Raw genomic sequence first — 15,455 nt, forward strand, 5'->3', positions numbered from 1 at the left:
TGCGGATGTCATCTATTTTTCATAAGCAAAAGACCTGCGGCGCAATTCTTACGAATCGTGCCGCAGGCCTTCTGCCTGAATTATATAATAATCCAATACATTATAGAACAGTATCCAGCTTTCCTGGCCAATCCCCGCCGCGGATCATTCTTACATTATGTATCTTTCATTTCGCTCGTGTACAATTTTAACGCTGTCTTCCCCACTCAGATAGGTGTTAGCATGAATAGTATCATGGCTCTCCACAATACAGTTCTCAATATGTGTATTATCACCAATATATACGTCATTCAGTATAATGGAATTTTTAATCACACAGTTTTTTCCCACAAATACCTGTTTGAATAAGACAGAATTCTCAACAGTACCATTCACAATACAGCCGCTTGCAACTAAACTGTTGTGTACATCCGCGCCGATATTGTATTTCGCTGGTGCAAGATCATCAATTTTCGAATAAACTGCTGGTTCCTGTTTAAAGAAGAAGCTGCGTACCTTAGGATCCAGAAAATCCATATTGGTTCTGTAATAGTCGTCAACCGTAGCAATGTTGCTCCAGTAGCTGTCCATTTTGTATCCATAAATACGCTTCATGTTCTTGTAACGAATTAAAATATCATTTACAAAATCAAAGCGTTCTTCTTCCGCACATTTCTCCAGCATTTCAATGAGCTGCCGTCTTCTCAGTATGTATATACCTGTGGAAATCGTATTGGAGTTGGCAACCATAGGCTTTTCCTCAAATTCCACAATTCTGGATTCTTCATTCATACGGACCACGCCAAACCGGCTGACATCTGTTCCTACCGGCATGTCCTTGCATACAATGGTAATATCCGCCTTCTTTTCAATATGAAAATCCAGAACTTTATTATAATCTATTTTATATACACAATCTCCCCCTGCAATTATGACATATGGCTCATGGCTGCGTTTCAGAAAATCAATATTCTGATAAATAGCATCTGCCGTCCCCCGATACCAGAAGCCATTATCTGCTGTCAATGTAGGCGTAAAGACATATAAGCCGCCCTGTTTACGTCCAAAATCCCACCATTTAGAAGAGCTTAAATGCTCATTCAAAGACCGCGAATTGTACTGGGTCAGCACCGCTACTCTCTGAATACGCGAGTTGCTCATATTACTGAGGGAAAAATCTATACAGCGGTAACTTCCTCCTACAGGCATAGCCGAAATCGCACGTTTATTTGATAATTCCTGCATTTTATTGTTATTGCCGCCTGCTAAAATAATTCCAAGAGCTTTCATTATCTGCCACCTGCCTTAATAATATATTCTCCGCCGTCTAGTAATCCTCCGGGATAATCCTCCGGTTCTGTTACACCGGCAATGGCTGTATTCTTTCCGATCTTTACATTGGGCGGCACAACAGAATCCTCCCCGATGGTCACCAGGCCAAAGGAATATACGGATTCTTTTAATTTATTTGGCTTCTCTTCTCCAATGCCAAGTTCACAGCCGGAACCAATCTTACAATTCTCCGCTATAATAGCTTTATCTATCATTGTATGATCCCCGATCTTGGTATCCCCCATAATAATAGAGTCATGAACCACACAGCCTTTTCCAATAGTAACATTAGAGCCGATCACAGAGTTTTTAACTTCTCCGTATATCTCTGTTCCCTCCCCAAGGATACAACGCTCCACCTTTGCCCCGGCTGCAATATACTGAGGTGCATTTACTTCTGTACGGGTATAAATCTTCCAATACTCTTCGTAAAGATTAAACTCTGGTATCAGATCAATTAATTCCATATTGGATTCCCAATAGGACCCCAATGTACCTACATCTTTCCAGTAACCATTATATTCATATGCAAATATACGATCGCCCTTTCCATGACAATACGGAATAATATGCTTTCCGAAATCACAGTCCTCCACATCTGCCATGGCGATCAGAGCTTCTCTTAAAACCTTCCATGTAAAAATATAAATACCCATGGAAGCAAGATTACTGCTTGGATTGGCAGGCTTTTCCTCAAATTCCCTGATCCGTTTCTCCTCATCTGTCACCACAATACCAAAACGGCTGGCTTCCTCCATGGGAACCGGCATAACAGCAAGGGTGACATCCGCCTTATTTTCTTTATGGAAATCCAGCATCACCTCATAATCCATCTTATAAATATGGTCACCCGAAAGAATCAGCACATATTCCGGATCATAGCTATCAATATAGTTCATATTCTGATAAATGGCATTTGCAGTACCAGAATACCACTCACTGCATTCACTCTTCTCATAGGGCTGAAGTATGGTAACGCCTCCATGATTACGATCTAAATCCCAGGGAATTCCTATTCCAATATGTGTATTTAACCGTAACGGCTGATACTGTGTTAATACTCCCACCGTATCAATTCCGGAATTAATACAATTGCTCAATGGGAAATCAATAATTCTATATTTACCACCAAAAGCAACTGCCGGCTTTGCAACTTTTGATGTAAGTACCCCCAATCTGCTTCCCTGTCCCCCGGCCAGAAGCATAGCTATCATTTCCTTACGGATCATATTGTTCACCTCTTGTTTCTTTTCATTAAAAAATCTCATAAATATTATAACACAACTTTCATAAATCGTACACATTTTTACCAATAATTTTCATTTTTTTTGTATTTTTTTGACATTTCATACAATTTCACTATATTTTTACAACGAATCCTCCCTTCCACATACTGTATATTATTTTATTTTCAAATCATAAATTTATGGTATAATATATCATATCAGTAAAAAATCAAGCGGCTGTGGAACAGACATTTGATTTTTTGTTGATATGATAACGACAGAATCTTTGAGTGTCTTTAGGCACGGCAGCTGCTTTTGCAGCTGGATTCTGGAGTGCTTTTACTTTTCAGTAAAAAATCAAGCGGCTGTGGAACAGACATTTGATTTTTTGTTGATATGATAACGACAGAATCTTTGAGTGCCTTTAGGCACGGCAGCTGCTTTTGCAGCTGGATTCTGGAGTGCTTTTACTTTTCAGTAAAAAATCAAGCGCTATGAAACAGACATTTGATTTTTTGCCAGATTCTTAAGTACTTATCGCTAATACGATAACTACAGAATCGTCAAATACTTTTCATCTAAATCTATAACAGGCAGGTATTTTTATGTATGAAATAAATTTCAACTCACCAATCCACATTCATTTTATTGGTATCGGCGGCATCAGCATGAGCGGCCTTGCCGAAATATTATTAAAAGAAAAATTCACAGTTTCCGGTTCTGATGCAAGAGAGTCTCATCTTACCAAACTGCTGGCTTTACAGGGGGCACGAATCTATATCGGACAACGGGCGGCAAATATTTCAGATGATACAGATCTCGTTGTTTATACAGCGGCCATCCATGAAGATAATCCGGAATTTGCACAGGCAGTGAAACAGGAGATTCCCATGCTGACCCGTGCCGAGCTCCTTGGTCAGATTATGAAACATTACCATAACTCTATCGCCGTCTGCGGTACCCACGGTAAAACCACAACAACTTCAATGCTTACAGAAATTCTGCTCACTGCAGAGGCAGATCCCACTATCTCTGTAGGCGGTATGCTTTCATCAATTGGCGGGAATATCAGAGTGGGAAGTTCCGATATCTTTTTAACGGAAGCCTGCGAATACACAAACAGTTTTTTAAACTTTTATCCAAAATACAACATCATATTAAATATAGAAGAAGATCATCTGGACTTTTTCAAAGATATTCAGGAGATCCGTCACTCTTTCCGGCAGTTTGCCGCAAATACCGCAGAGAACGGAATTGTATTTATAAACAGCGGTATTCCGGATTATTCGGAAATTACTACGGATCTTTCCTGCCGGGTTATAACCTTTGGCCTGTCCGGTACAGAAGATTATTTTGCTTCGGATATTACTTACAATAATCATGGCTGCGCCTCATTTACTGTAAACCACAGCCAAAACACATATCCTGTTCAGATTCAGGTTCCCGGCGAACATAACGTTTCAAACGCTCTGTCTGCATTTGCCTGCGCCCTTGAGGCCGGCATCAAACCGGATAGAATCATTTTGGGGCTAAAATCCTTTGGGGGTGCCGCCAGACGTTTTGAATTTAAAGGAAAACTTGGCAGTGTCACCGTCATAGATGACTATGCACACCATCCAACCGAGATTAAAGCCACCTTATCTTCCGCAAAAAATGTAGCTCACGACCGGATTATATGTGTTTTTCAGCCTCACACATACACCCGTACCAAAGCATTCTTTCATGAATTTGCAGATGCTCTGGCCCTGGCCGACATTGTTGTACTGGCTGATATTTATGCCGCAAGGGAAACCGATACACTGGGAATTTCTTCCAGAGATCTGGCTGCCGCTGTTTTGGCCGCAGGTACAGAATGCCATTATTTTCCAAGCTTTGATGAAATAGAAAACTTTTTATTAGAAAATTCTATGAACAACGATCTGTTGATAACTATGGGTGCCGGAGATGTATATAAAATCGGCGAAAGCCTTCTGGGACTGTAAGTTATCCACATTATCCACATAATTATCGTGTACAGATGCGATATTTTATGTGGATACTTTTTTACCTTATTCATGTTTGGACAAGCCTGTTTATATCCTAATGTATGCGGCGTTTTCTTAAAACATTCCAGGTTTCTACTATATTTTATTGTCAATTTTCCACATTATCCACATTTTCCACACTCTGTTTATCCATACTTTTTAAAGAGTTGAAACGAGGTTTTATAGCTTCTCATTTTATTTTAGTTATGCTATAATGTGAACCAGTTTTATTGGGTGAAAGAGAGAGAGTTTTATGGCAAATATTACACTGTACAACAGCTTGTCCGACACTGCAACCTATGTCCCAAACAAGTTTATTGACGACTATATGACCACGGCTAACGGCGAGTATGTTAAAATTTATTTATATCTTCTGCGCTGTATCAATCAGCCTGGCTGCAATTTTTCGCTGTCTAAACTGGCTGACCATTTTGATCACACGGAAAAAGACATCCGCCGGGCACTAAAATACTGGGAAAAAGTACAGCTTTTAAAACTGGAATACGATGGAGAAAATCATCTTTCCGGTATTTGTCTGCTGCCCAGCCAGCCGGAAAGCACAGACACACTCCCCCGTCCGGCATCATCAGGCAGTGAAAATACCGCCCCAAAGACAGATCTTACTGCCGACGGGATGAAGGCCTTCTGCCAGCGTGAGGAAATACGGGAGCTTATTTTTCTCACCGAAACCTACCTTGGCCGTACTATGAATCAGAGCGATTTGAATTTTATATTTTCATGGTACGATCAGCTTTCTTTTTCTCCGGAATTAATTGAATTTCTGGTAGAAAACTGTATTGCCAAGGGACACTCCAGCCTTCACTATATGCAAAGAGTCGCTGAAGACTGGGCCTCTGAGAATATTAAAACACCAGAAGAAGCCAAACGCCTCGTAAGCAGTAATAACGAGACTTACTATATGGTAATGAAAGCTTTTGGCATCCGGGGACGCAATCTAGTTCCTTCTGAAATGAATTTACTGAAAAAATGGACAGGCAGCTATGGTTTTTCCAGAGAGATTATTTCAGAAGCATGCCGGCGCACAATCCAAAAGATACACGAACCCAGCTTTGAATATGCAGATTCCATTCTTAGCAACTGGCATCAGGCCGGCGTTCATACTATAGAAGATATTAAAAATGCGGATGAAGCTTTTCAAAAAAGCAAAGCGGCCAAAACTGCGTCCAACCGTATTAAAATTACCGGAAACACAGCCAAAAACAACAAATTTAATAATTTTCAGCAGCGGGACTATGATTACGATCAGCTCTCCCGAAAACTGCTTGAGAAATCTATACGTTAAGGAGCTGTCTAATGTCTTTAACAAATGCTCAATATGACGAAATAATGCGTCAATATAACCACAGACAATTAAAGGCCCATGAGGCCTCAAAAAAGCTGAAAAATGAACTTTACCAAAAAGCTCCGAAGCTGGCCCGGATTGATGAGGAAATTGCATCTATCAGCGTTTCCCAGGCTAAAAACTTTATTAACGGAAATACAGCCTCCCTTATCGGTCTTACAGAGTCCATACAAAAACTGGCACTCCAAAAGGAACATATTTTACAGGAGCTGGGCTATCAACCACAGGATCTAGAACCACAGTATCATTGTCCGGACTGTAAAGATACCGGATATATAAACGGAAAGAAATGCCACTGTTTCCGTCAGGCTGAAGTTGACTATGTTTATAAGCAATCAAATCTGCGGACGATTTTGAAACGGGAAAATTTCAATACATATACATTTCAGTATTACCCGGAAAACCTGATAGATCCGGAAAGCCAGGTCTCTTCCCTGGAGCTGGCCCGTCATGCAGCGGCTAAAAGCAAAGCATTTATCAGCGAATTTGATCAGACGCACCCTAACCTGTTATTATATGGAAATACCGGCACCGGGAAAACTTTTTTAACAAACTGCATCGCAAAAGAGCTTTTAGACAGCGGCCATTCTGTTATTTACTTTTCCGCCTTTCAGTTATTTGATATTTTAGCAAAAAATGTATTTGGAAAATCTCCGGAAACTGCCGGCGACTACCAGAATATTTTTAACTGCGATCTGCTGATTATTGATGACCTTGGAACAGAGGTTCCCAATTCCTTTACAATTTCGCAGTTTTTCCAATGCCTCAACGAAAGAATATTAAGACATAAATCCACGATTATATCAACAAATCTGGCTTTAAATGATATTGCTGGAATCTATTCAGAAAGAATTGCATCCAGAATCACAAGCCACTTTGTATTATTAAAGCTTTTCGGAGATGATATCCGGATTTTAAAGAAACTTTCCGACTAGAACCTGCCGTTTTACAGTTTTACTTTCAGGTAAAAGGCGATTTTTTTCTTGTAATGCAACTTACGGAATGCTATAATGCATACGTTGCAAATTTAACCGACTTCGTTTTGAGGTATGAAGCCAATAATATATAACCAAAAGAAAAGATGATGGAGGAACTTTTCAATGCAAGATGACGGAAGAAATTTACAGACGATCCCTGCGGGAGCTTTAGGTTTACTGCCATTAGAAAGCTGCCGTTCTATCGGCGAAGAAGTTGATAAGTATCTTGTAAAATGGAGACGCGTACGCGAACATGAACATGAGGGAGATATAACTTTTACAGGGTATACAAGAGATTCCTATTTAATCAAAGGGAACTGCCCCCGTTTTGGTACCGGCGAAGCTAAAGGTACATTAAACGAGTCTGTCCGCGGTTATGACTTATTTATTTTAGTAGATGTTACCAATTACAACTTGACCTATAAATTATGCGGCATGGTTAACCACATGTCCCCGGACGATCACTATCAGGATTTGAAACGTATGATCGCTGCCGTTGCCGGAAAAGCCAGAAGAATTACAGTTATTATGCCTTTCCTGTACGAAAGCCGCCAGCACAGACGTACTTCTAGAGAATCCTTAGACTGCGCCCTTGCTCTTCAGGAATTAATTTCTATGGGCGTAGATAACATTATTACCTTTGATGCTCATGATCCCCGGGTGCAGAATTCCATACCTTTAAACGGTTTTGAAACAGTTAACGCATCTTACCAGTTTATTAAGAGCATTCTATATTCTGAACCCGACCTGCAGTTAGACAACAACCATATGATGATTGTAAGCCCGGATGAGGGGGGAACTAACCGCGCTGTATATCTGGCAAACGTTCTTGGTATTGATATGGGTATGTTTTACAAACGACGGGATTACAGCCGCATTGTAGACGGACGCAACCCCATTGTAGCACATGAATTTTTAGGTTCCTCTGTAGAAGGCAAAGACATCATTATTGTGGATGATATGATCTCTTCCGGAGACAGCATGATTGATGTAGCAACTGAGCTGAAAAAGAGAAAAGCCAACAGAATTTTCGTTGTGGCAACCTTCGGTTTATTTACCAACGGCCTTGCAAAATTTGACAAAGCAGTAGAAGACGGTACTATTTACCGTATTGTTACTACAAATCTTACATATCAGACACCTGAGCTTTTAAGCAAACCATACTACATTAACTGTGATATGGGCAAATATATTGCTTATATCATAGATACCTTAAATCACGACACTTCCATCAGTGATTTACTGGATCCATACGAGAAAATCCAGCGTCTGGTATCCAAATATATTGCAAATAACGGTGATCTATCTTAAGAATGTACAAAAGAATCCTGCCACGGCAGGATTCTCCGCCTGCGGCGGGTTGCGCAAGCAACATGATTTCACTCTGCCGCAGTGCGATCCACAGCGGAGCGTTTTTTTGCTCTATAGGAATCGGTGCTTTTCAGCTTTATCACAACACGGTATATCCTATAGAGCAAAAAAAGAACACGAAGCATCATGAATTTAATGCTTCGTGTTCTTTTTTTAACTCTTCATACAGTTCTAAAGAAGACCAGACTACATTATCCGGTGTTAAGATTGCTTTTAATGAGACTTTCCCGGCACCACTGGCCTTTAACTCTCTCAGAAACCGGTCCAATGTTCCATTATCAAACCCTTTAAATACAAGCATCTCATCCCCAAAGCCGTTTCCTTCATATACTGTACCCGCCGGCTCTATTCCAGACACCCCAGCCAGACTGCCAATGGGCTCTAGATACTGTCCGGAAGAAACCATTATGATCCTTAATTTCATCTTTAAACAGATCATCTTTATCTTTCTTCCCTTTTCAGAATCCAGATTATACATTAAAACCGCCCGGGTCATCTTTGGCACTTCAAAAAATCTGACATTGCTTTTACCGCGTCCGTTTCGTCCTCTCCGCTGGCCTCAATGTCGACTTCCATTCCTTTGCACAATTGAAATGCCATGATTCCCATAATACTTTTTGCATTAATCTTTTTACTGCCATTTAAAAGATTAATATCACTTGAAAACCGACATGCAACCTGAACCAGCTCACCAATGGGATTTTCATATTGTTTTATAATATCAGCAGCGACAATTCTTTCTTTAAGCATAGCATTACCTCCAACTATTACTGCTTGTTACTATAGACCGAAAATATACTTTTTACAAGCATCTTTAAACAAAACTGTTATTTTCAACGAAGGAAATATTTTTTTTGTTTTTTTATTATGCATTTTTATAGTCAAATAATACTGCCAATTAACCTGTATATGATTTGTCAACTTGTATCACTGTGGTATATTCCGTTCCCATCTGCTCTTTTACTTTTATTTCTATAATCTTTTCCACCTCTTCATCCGACATTCGATAGCGGAACGGAACAACTACATCAAAGATCAGATTTGTATGAGTAGGACCTGCAACAACTCTAAAATCATGTATAGACATTTTTTCATCAATCTGACGGACCAGCTCGTACACCTGCTGCTTTAATTTTAAAGCCACAGGGTCCCGGGTTATTACCGGGTCCATATGAATCACTGCCTCACATTTCATTTTTTCCCTAATTTTTTGTTCTGCATTATCTATCACATCATGCAGAATTAAAATGTCTCCCTGGGCAGAAACCTCTGCGTGAAGTGAAACCATTACCCTTCCGGGCCCATAATCATGAACAATCAGATCATGAATCCCCCTGATTTCTTTATACTCCATCACGATCCGCTCAATCTCCTCTACAAACTCCGGTTCCGGCGGCTGCCCCAGCAGCGGATTCAGCGTTTCCCTGGCCGCACTGATACCTGCATAAAAAATAAATATGCTGACAGCGGCACCGCACCAGCCGTCAATCCCGATTCCTGCTGTTTTTGATACAATGGCAGAAACAAGAACCACTCCGGTAGCTGCCGCATCACTGAAGCTGTCCACGGAAGTTGCTCTCATAGCGGCAGAACGTATTCGTTCTCCAATCCGCCGATTATAAAACGCCATATATAATTTTACCAGTATAGACACGGCCAGTATTAAAATCGCTGCAAAGCTGAAATCTACCTCTTCCGGATGAATTATTTTTTCTACAGATGTTTTCAGCAGTTCAAATGCCATAAGCAGAATAATCGCAGATACGATAAGCCCGGAAACATACTCAATACGCCCATGCCCAAAGGGGTGTTTCGAGTCCGGTTTGGCCCCGGCCAGCTTAAATCCAACCATAGTTACCAGGGATGAACCTGCATCCGACAGGTTATTAAAGGCATCTGCCGTAATAGCAATGGAACCGCTTAAAGTTCCTGCCAGAAATTTCCCTGCAGACAACAGCAAGTTCAGGCAAATTCCTACAAGTCCGCACAGAATACCATATGCTTCCCGCTCCCCGGCGCTCCCTGCCTCCTGGCGTTTAAGAAATATCTTTGCCAGTAGTTTAATCATAAATCTTTTCTCCCTTTTCTTCAGACTCAACAGTCAATGCTGTCCTTCCCCACATGCAAAGAAGACCGCACCGTCTCACAGGCGGTGCGGCCGTTTTATCCAAACTGTAAACTATTAGCAGACTCCCTGGGCAATCATGGCTTCTACAACTTTCTCAAAGCCTGCAATATTAGCGCCTGCTACATAATCATTTTCTTTTCCATAACGCTTTGCAGCATCATCAATATTGTGGTAAATGTTTACCATAATCTGATTTAATTTAGCATCTACCTCTTCAAATGTCCAGCTGAGTCTCTCGCTGTTCTGTGACATCTCAAGCGCCGATGTTGCCACCCCGCCTGCATTTGAGGCTTTACCGGGGATAAACCATATTCCCTGATCCTGCAGGTATTTCGTTGCATCCATAGTCGTTGGCATATTTGCGCCTTCTGCTACTGCAATACATCCGTTGGCTGCAAGAGCCTTAGCGTCATCTAAAAGCAGTTCATTCTGTGTTGCACATGGCAGCGCAATATCACATTTTACAGACCACACGCCGCGGCCCTCATGATATTCTGCACTGGGTCTTGCATCTGCATATTCTGTCAGACGTGCGCGCTTTACTTCTTTTATTTCTTTTAATAAAGCCACATCAATTCCTTCCGGATCGTAAATCCACCCGGTAGAATCAGAACAAGTTACTGCTTTTGCACCCAGCTGCTGTGCCTTCTGTATTGCGTAAATTGCCACGTTGCCGGCACCGGAAACTGCCACTGTTTTGCCTGCCATCTCCTGGCCTTTGCATTTCATCAGTTCCTCTACAATATACAGCAGACCATATCCTGTTGCTTCTGTACGCGCCAGAGAGCCTCCGTATGTAAGCCCTTTTCCTGTCAGAACCCCTTCATACATACCTTTAATTCTTTTATACTGGCCAAACATATATCCGATTTCCCGGGCACCGGTACCAATATCACCAGCCGGAACATCCACATCAGCTCCAATGTATTTGCACAGTTCAGTCATAAAGCTCTGGCAGAATGCCATTACTTCACGATCAGATTTTCCTTTTGGATCAAAATCTGCACCGCCTTTACCGCCGCCAATAGGAAGTCCTGTTAAAGAGTTTTTGAAAATCTGCTCAAAACCAAGGAATTTAATGATTCCAAGATATACAGACGGGTGAAGACGAAGCCCTCCTTTATATGGTCCAATGGCATTGTTAAACTGTACTCTGTAACCGGTGTTCACCTGTACCTGGCCATTATCATCCACCCATGGCACTCTGAAGATCAGCTGTCTGTCCGGATTTGTAATACGCTCCAGAATCGCCTCTTTGCGGTATTTTTCCTCATTCGCTTCCACAACGGGACGAATGGACTCCAGAACCTCTTCTACTGCCTGGAGAAATTCAGGTTCAGCTGCATTTTTTTCTTTCACTTTAGCAAGTACTTCATCAATGTAACCCATGTTTCAAATCTCCTTTATCTTATTCTTTAAAAGAATCCCGCATATGCAGAATTCTCCGCCTGCGGCGGGCCGCATCAGCGGCATAATTTATTACGTTAACTTGTCGATATCTATTTTAGTATTTTGTTTCCAAATGTGCAATCTTTTTTTCTCTGATTTCACACTTTTTTTGTATTTTTGTGCTTATAACATAATCCTCACTAATTTTTTCTACTATTTTTTGCACTTTGTCTAGAACTAAATAATTATTTTTATTACTCAATAAGTTCTATATAATTATTTTTATTTACTTTCTTACTCAAAAAGTACCAACTTTATTATTCGTGATTACTCAAGTGTTTTTACAGCCCAAAAGCTCCTCTTTCCCTCCCTAAAGCAAAAGAGCAGAAATGACACCTGCTCATCATCTCTGCTCTAATCTGTTTCCTCTATATCCTGATACTGAAGCATATAATCTTCACTGGCCACAGAATAATATTTAATTTGTCCCGGGTCTGCTGCCGTCATGCCAAGCTCCCTATCTGCTTTTTCTTTTATTTCCTTTAAATTCTGACTGGCATCTATTCTTTTCTCGTAAGCGTCATTGTCTGATACAGACTCTTCTAACTGCTGCTCTAACGCCGCAACCTCCGTCATCTGGGAAGCCACTTCTCCCTGAAGGGAAATATAGATATAACAGACAAATCCACAGATTCCCAGTGCGATAGTCATAAAAAAAATAAAGCCTATATTCATGGACGCCGCACGTTCACGATTTTTTACTACATTCCGCTGTATTTCTTTTTTTCGAAACTGCTCTTTTCGTTCTGCCAGAACATGAGCAGGAACCTTAACCGGCTTTAATACAACGGAACCTTTAGCACCCGTTTCAAACTTATAGTACCGTCCTTTTGGCTCATAATCTATGTTATAATCTGAATCCACTTTTTACTCCAAACTGCTGTACATAATTTTTTCCGACTTGTAGAATAATATTTGTTAACTACTATATCTAGTATATACGAAAATTCGTCATAAGTGTACAAAAAATTACATTTTTTTCAATTTTATGTAAATCTACCAAAGGACGTTTTTATTTCCTTCCGTTTCTGATTCAATTCTTATATTTTTCACAAAAACACTATATATATGGTTTCCTTTTATTTCCTCTACCAGATAACTTTATTTGAAATTTCTTCCAGCTTCCTGTTTTACTGTTTACATAATCTCTATTCCCCAAAAGGCTTCTCCTGCTGTTATTGACATTTTTTATCAGTTATTATATCCTAACTTATAGCCTATCAAAAGCAGAAATCCGCCCTTTTATCTATTTTCTACGGCTTTCGGATTTCTGTAAATCAGATCAGCCATTACATTATGACGGGAGATTATTATGACATTAAATGAACTTCCAATCGGAAGCACAGCACGAATTATCCGCGTCGGAGGAGAAGGATCTCTCAGATGCCGTTTTCTTGATATGGGACTTATTCCAAAAACTGCTGTTACTATGCAAAAAGCTGCACCTCTTGGGGATCCAATTGAAATCCACCTCCGGGGCTATGAGCTGACCCTGAGAAAAGAAGATGCGGAAAAAATTATTATTTCCACGGAGGAAAAGCCATGATTTTTGCTTTAGCAGGAAACCAAAACTGTGGTAAAACCACTTTCTTCAATCAGCTGACAGGTTCCAATCAGCATGTGGGCAACTTTCCCGGTGTCACTGTAGATCAGAAAACCGGCACCATTCGTTCTCACAAGGACTGTTCCATCGTTGATCTGCCCGGAATATACTCTCTCCGCCCTTATACCAGCGAGGAGATTGTTACCCGGGATTTTATCCTCAACGAAAAACCCGACGGAATCATAAATATTGTAGATGCTACCAATATTGAACGAAATTTATATCTGACACTGCAGTTAATAGAAATGCAGATTCCCATGGTTCTTGCATTAAATATGATGGACGAAGTACGCAGTAACGGCGGTTCCATTGACACAGAACAGCTTTCTGCAAAACTGGGTATTCCTGTAATTCCTATTGCTGCCAGCAAAAACGAAGGGGTAGATGAGTTAATCCACACAGCACTGGAAACTGCGCGTAAAAAGACACTGCCCGCCATTACTGACTTTTGCGCTCCCGGTCCTATTCACCGCTGCATCCACTCCATCGCCCTGCAGATAGAAGACCACGCAGAAAATGCTGGTATCCCTCTGCGCTTTGCTGTAACAAAATTAATTGAAAACGATCACGAAATGGTTCAGAAGCTTCGGCTGGATCCAAATGAGCTAGAACTAATTGAACACAGCGTCGCCCAGATGGAAAACGAACACAAGATGGACCGTAATGCGGCGCTGGCAGATATGAGATACGCCTTCATAGAAGATATCTGCCGCCAGACAGTTATCAAATGCCAGGAGAGCAAAGAACACCGCCGCAGCGTTAAAATTGACAAACTGCTGACACACCGTATTCTTGCAATCCCCGTTTTTCTTGGAATTATGCTGATTATCTTCTGGCTGACCTTCGGAGTGATAGGAGCCGCTCTCAGCGATCTTTTAAGCTTCGGCATAGATTCTTTATCCGCCCTTACAGACCATGCGCTTACGGTCTATGGAATAAACCCGGTGGTACACAGTCTGGTAATTGACGGTATTTTCACAGGAGTTGGAAGCGTACTGAGCTTTATTCCTATTATTATTGTTCTTTTCTTCTTTTTATCCTTTCTGGAAGATTCAGGATATATGGCCCGAATTGCTTTCGTTATGGATAAACTGCTCCGGAAAATAGGCCTGTCCGGAAGAAGTTTCGTTCCTATGCTTATTGGATTTGGATGCACGGTACCTGCCGTTATGGCCAGCCGGACCCTTTCCTCTGAACGGGACAGGAAAATGACCATTATGCTGACACCATTTATCAGCTGCTCTGCCAAAATTACGATATATTCCTTTTTTACGGCAGCATTCTTTCCGGATCATGGCGCCATTGTAATGCTGGCACTGTATGTAACCGGTATCGCTGCTGGTATTCTAATTGCACTTATTTTTAAGAAGACAGCTTTTAAAGGAAAACCCATTCCCTTTGTAATGGAGCTTCCCAATTACCGTCTGCCGTCCTTAAAAAGTGTCCTTCTGCTTATGTGGGAAAAGGCAAAGGATTTTCTTTCCAGAGCCTTTACCGTAATTTTTCTTGCAACCATCATCATCTGGTTTCTGCAGTCTTTTGATGCCAGATTGAATGTGGTTACAAATGCCCATGACAGCCTTCTGGCCCTGATTGGACAGCTGATCGCCCCTATCTTTGCCCCCCTGGGATTTGGCGACTGGAGAGCCGCCACTGCACTTGTAAGCGGCTTTACCGCCAAGGAAGCAGTTGTCAGCACCATCAGTGTATTATCCGGGTCCACCGCATCCGGAGTAACCGCGACCTTAAGCCAGATATTTTCTCCCGCCTCCGCCGTAAGTTTTCTTGTATTTACTCTGCTTTATACCCCGTGTGTAGCAGCAATTGCGGCAATCCGCAGAGAAATGGGCTCCGTAAAGCAGGCAGCGGGTGTAGTTGTTCTCCAGTGCGGTACCGCCTGGGCAGCCTCCTTTCTTGCATATCAGATTATGCGCATTATATTGGGATAAAAAAATGCCTGTTCCAAATAGAACCGCTCCTGACAGCCAGAGCAGACTCTGGCT

The 15,455-nt window shown here is 41.3% G+C and carries 11 protein-coding genes and 1 pseudogene; 5 read left to right on the top strand and 7 right to left on the bottom strand.

What is annotated here, in order from left to right; genetic code table 11:
* Positions 1–150: 150 nt before the first annotated feature.
* Positions 151–1,269, bottom strand: coding sequence for a glucose-1-phosphate adenylyltransferase subunit GlgD (gene glgD / locus OCV88_RS11405; RefSeq protein WP_158425594.1), 1,119 nt, complete (start codon positions 1,267–1,269; stop codon positions 151–153).
* Complete coding sequence (locus OCV88_RS11410; RefSeq protein WP_158425595.1) at positions 1,269–2,540, bottom strand: glucose-1-phosphate adenylyltransferase; 1,272 nt, start codon at positions 2,538–2,540, stop codon at positions 1,269–1,271. Before OCV88_RS11410 ends, glgD begins: the two co-directional genes overlap by 1 nt.
* Positions 2,541–3,142: 602 nt before the next feature.
* Here OCV88_RS11410 and murC point away from each other — a divergent pair.
* The 4 genes from murC to OCV88_RS11430 all read left to right on the top strand — a co-directional run bounded on the left by murC (position 3,143) and on the right by OCV88_RS11430 (position 8,212).
* A complete protein-coding gene (gene murC / locus OCV88_RS11415; RefSeq protein ID WP_158425596.1) occupies positions 3,143–4,519 on the top strand; it encodes a UDP-N-acetylmuramate--L-alanine ligase in 1,377 nt (458 codons plus the stop codon).
* Positions 4,520–4,814: 295 nt separating this feature from the next.
* Positions 4,815–5,864 carry a DnaD domain protein gene (locus OCV88_RS11420; protein WP_158425597.1) on the top strand — a complete coding sequence of 350 codons (1,050 nt, stop codon included), beginning with the start codon at positions 4,815–4,817 and terminating at the stop codon, positions 5,862–5,864.
* Between the two features lie 11 nt (positions 5,865–5,875).
* Positions 5,876–6,859 carry an ATP-binding protein gene (locus OCV88_RS11425; protein ID WP_158425598.1) on the top strand — a complete coding sequence of 328 codons (984 nt, stop codon included), beginning with the start codon at positions 5,876–5,878 and terminating at the stop codon, positions 6,857–6,859.
* Positions 6,860–7,024: 165 nt separating this feature from the next.
* Complete coding sequence (locus OCV88_RS11430) at positions 7,025–8,212, top strand: ribose-phosphate pyrophosphokinase (protein ID WP_158425599.1); 1,188 nt, start codon at positions 7,025–7,027, stop codon at positions 8,210–8,212.
* Positions 8,213–8,396: 184 nt separating this feature from the next.
* Here the strand turns inward: OCV88_RS11430 and OCV88_RS11435 are convergent, their stop codons facing one another.
* From OCV88_RS11435 to OCV88_RS11455, 5 genes are all read right to left on the bottom strand, one after another.
* Positions 8,397–8,750, bottom strand: coding sequence for a DUF3783 domain-containing protein (locus OCV88_RS11435; protein ID WP_262591220.1), 354 nt, complete (start codon positions 8,748–8,750; stop codon positions 8,397–8,399).
* A gap of 14 nt (positions 8,751–8,764) precedes the next feature.
* Complete coding sequence (locus OCV88_RS11440; protein ID WP_158425601.1) at positions 8,765–9,022, bottom strand: HPr family phosphocarrier protein; 258 nt, start codon at positions 9,020–9,022, stop codon at positions 8,765–8,767.
* Positions 9,023–9,170: 148 nt separating this feature from the next.
* Positions 9,171–10,340, bottom strand: a complete 1,170-nt coding sequence (locus tag OCV88_RS11445) for a cation diffusion facilitator family transporter (protein WP_158425602.1) — start codon at positions 10,338–10,340, stop codon at positions 9,171–9,173.
* A gap of 114 nt (positions 10,341–10,454) precedes the next feature.
* Positions 10,455–11,789 carry an NADP-specific glutamate dehydrogenase gene (gene gdhA, locus OCV88_RS11450; protein ID WP_158425603.1) on the bottom strand — a complete coding sequence of 445 codons (1,335 nt, stop codon included), beginning with the start codon at positions 11,787–11,789 and terminating at the stop codon, positions 10,455–10,457.
* 414 nt (positions 11,790–12,203) lie between these two features.
* Positions 12,204–12,713, bottom strand: coding sequence for a hypothetical protein (locus OCV88_RS11455; RefSeq protein ID WP_158425604.1), 510 nt, complete (start codon positions 12,711–12,713; stop codon positions 12,204–12,206).
* Between the two features lie 448 nt (positions 12,714–13,161).
* On the opposite strand from OCV88_RS11455, the pseudogene feoB reads away from it, so the two are divergent.
* A pseudogene (gene feoB / locus OCV88_RS11465) lies at positions 13,162–15,401 on the top strand (ferrous iron transport protein B).
* Positions 15,402–15,455: the final 54 nt, after the last annotated feature.

This window comes from Brotonthovivens ammoniilytica, from assembly GCF_025566885.1.
Lineage (GTDB): Bacteria > Bacillota > Clostridia > Lachnospirales > Lachnospiraceae > Brotonthovivens > Brotonthovivens ammoniilytica.

What these genes read in the sequence shown, in the direction of transcription:
- glgD (WP_158425594.1), bottom strand. Translation starts at nt 1,269, where the DNA reads ATGAAAGCTCTTGGAATTATTTTAGCAGGCGGCAATAACAATAAAATG.
- OCV88_RS11410 (WP_158425595.1), bottom strand. Translation starts at nt 2,540, where the DNA reads ATGATCCGTAAGGAAATGATAGCTATGCTTCTGGCCGGGGGACAGGGA.
- murC (WP_158425596.1), top strand. Translation starts at nt 3,143, where the DNA reads ATGTATGAAATAAATTTCAACTCACCAATCCACATTCATTTTATTGGT.
- OCV88_RS11420 (WP_158425597.1), top strand. Translation starts at nt 4,815, where the DNA reads ATGGCAAATATTACACTGTACAACAGCTTGTCCGACACTGCAACCTAT.
- OCV88_RS11425 (WP_158425598.1), top strand. Translation starts at nt 5,876, where the DNA reads ATGTCTTTAACAAATGCTCAATATGACGAAATAATGCGTCAATATAAC.
- OCV88_RS11430 (WP_158425599.1), top strand. Translation starts at nt 7,025, where the DNA reads ATGCAAGATGACGGAAGAAATTTACAGACGATCCCTGCGGGAGCTTTA.
- OCV88_RS11435 (WP_262591220.1), bottom strand. Translation starts at nt 8,750, where the DNA reads ATGTATAATCTGGATTCTGAAAAGGGAAGAAAGATAAAGATGATCTGT.
- OCV88_RS11440 (WP_158425601.1), bottom strand. Translation starts at nt 9,022, where the DNA reads ATGCTTAAAGAAAGAATTGTCGCTGCTGATATTATAAAACAATATGAA.
- OCV88_RS11445 (WP_158425602.1), bottom strand. Translation starts at nt 10,340, where the DNA reads ATGATTAAACTACTGGCAAAGATATTTCTTAAACGCCAGGAGGCAGGG.
- gdhA (WP_158425603.1), bottom strand. Translation starts at nt 11,789, where the DNA reads ATGGGTTACATTGATGAAGTACTTGCTAAAGTGAAAGAAAAAAATGCA.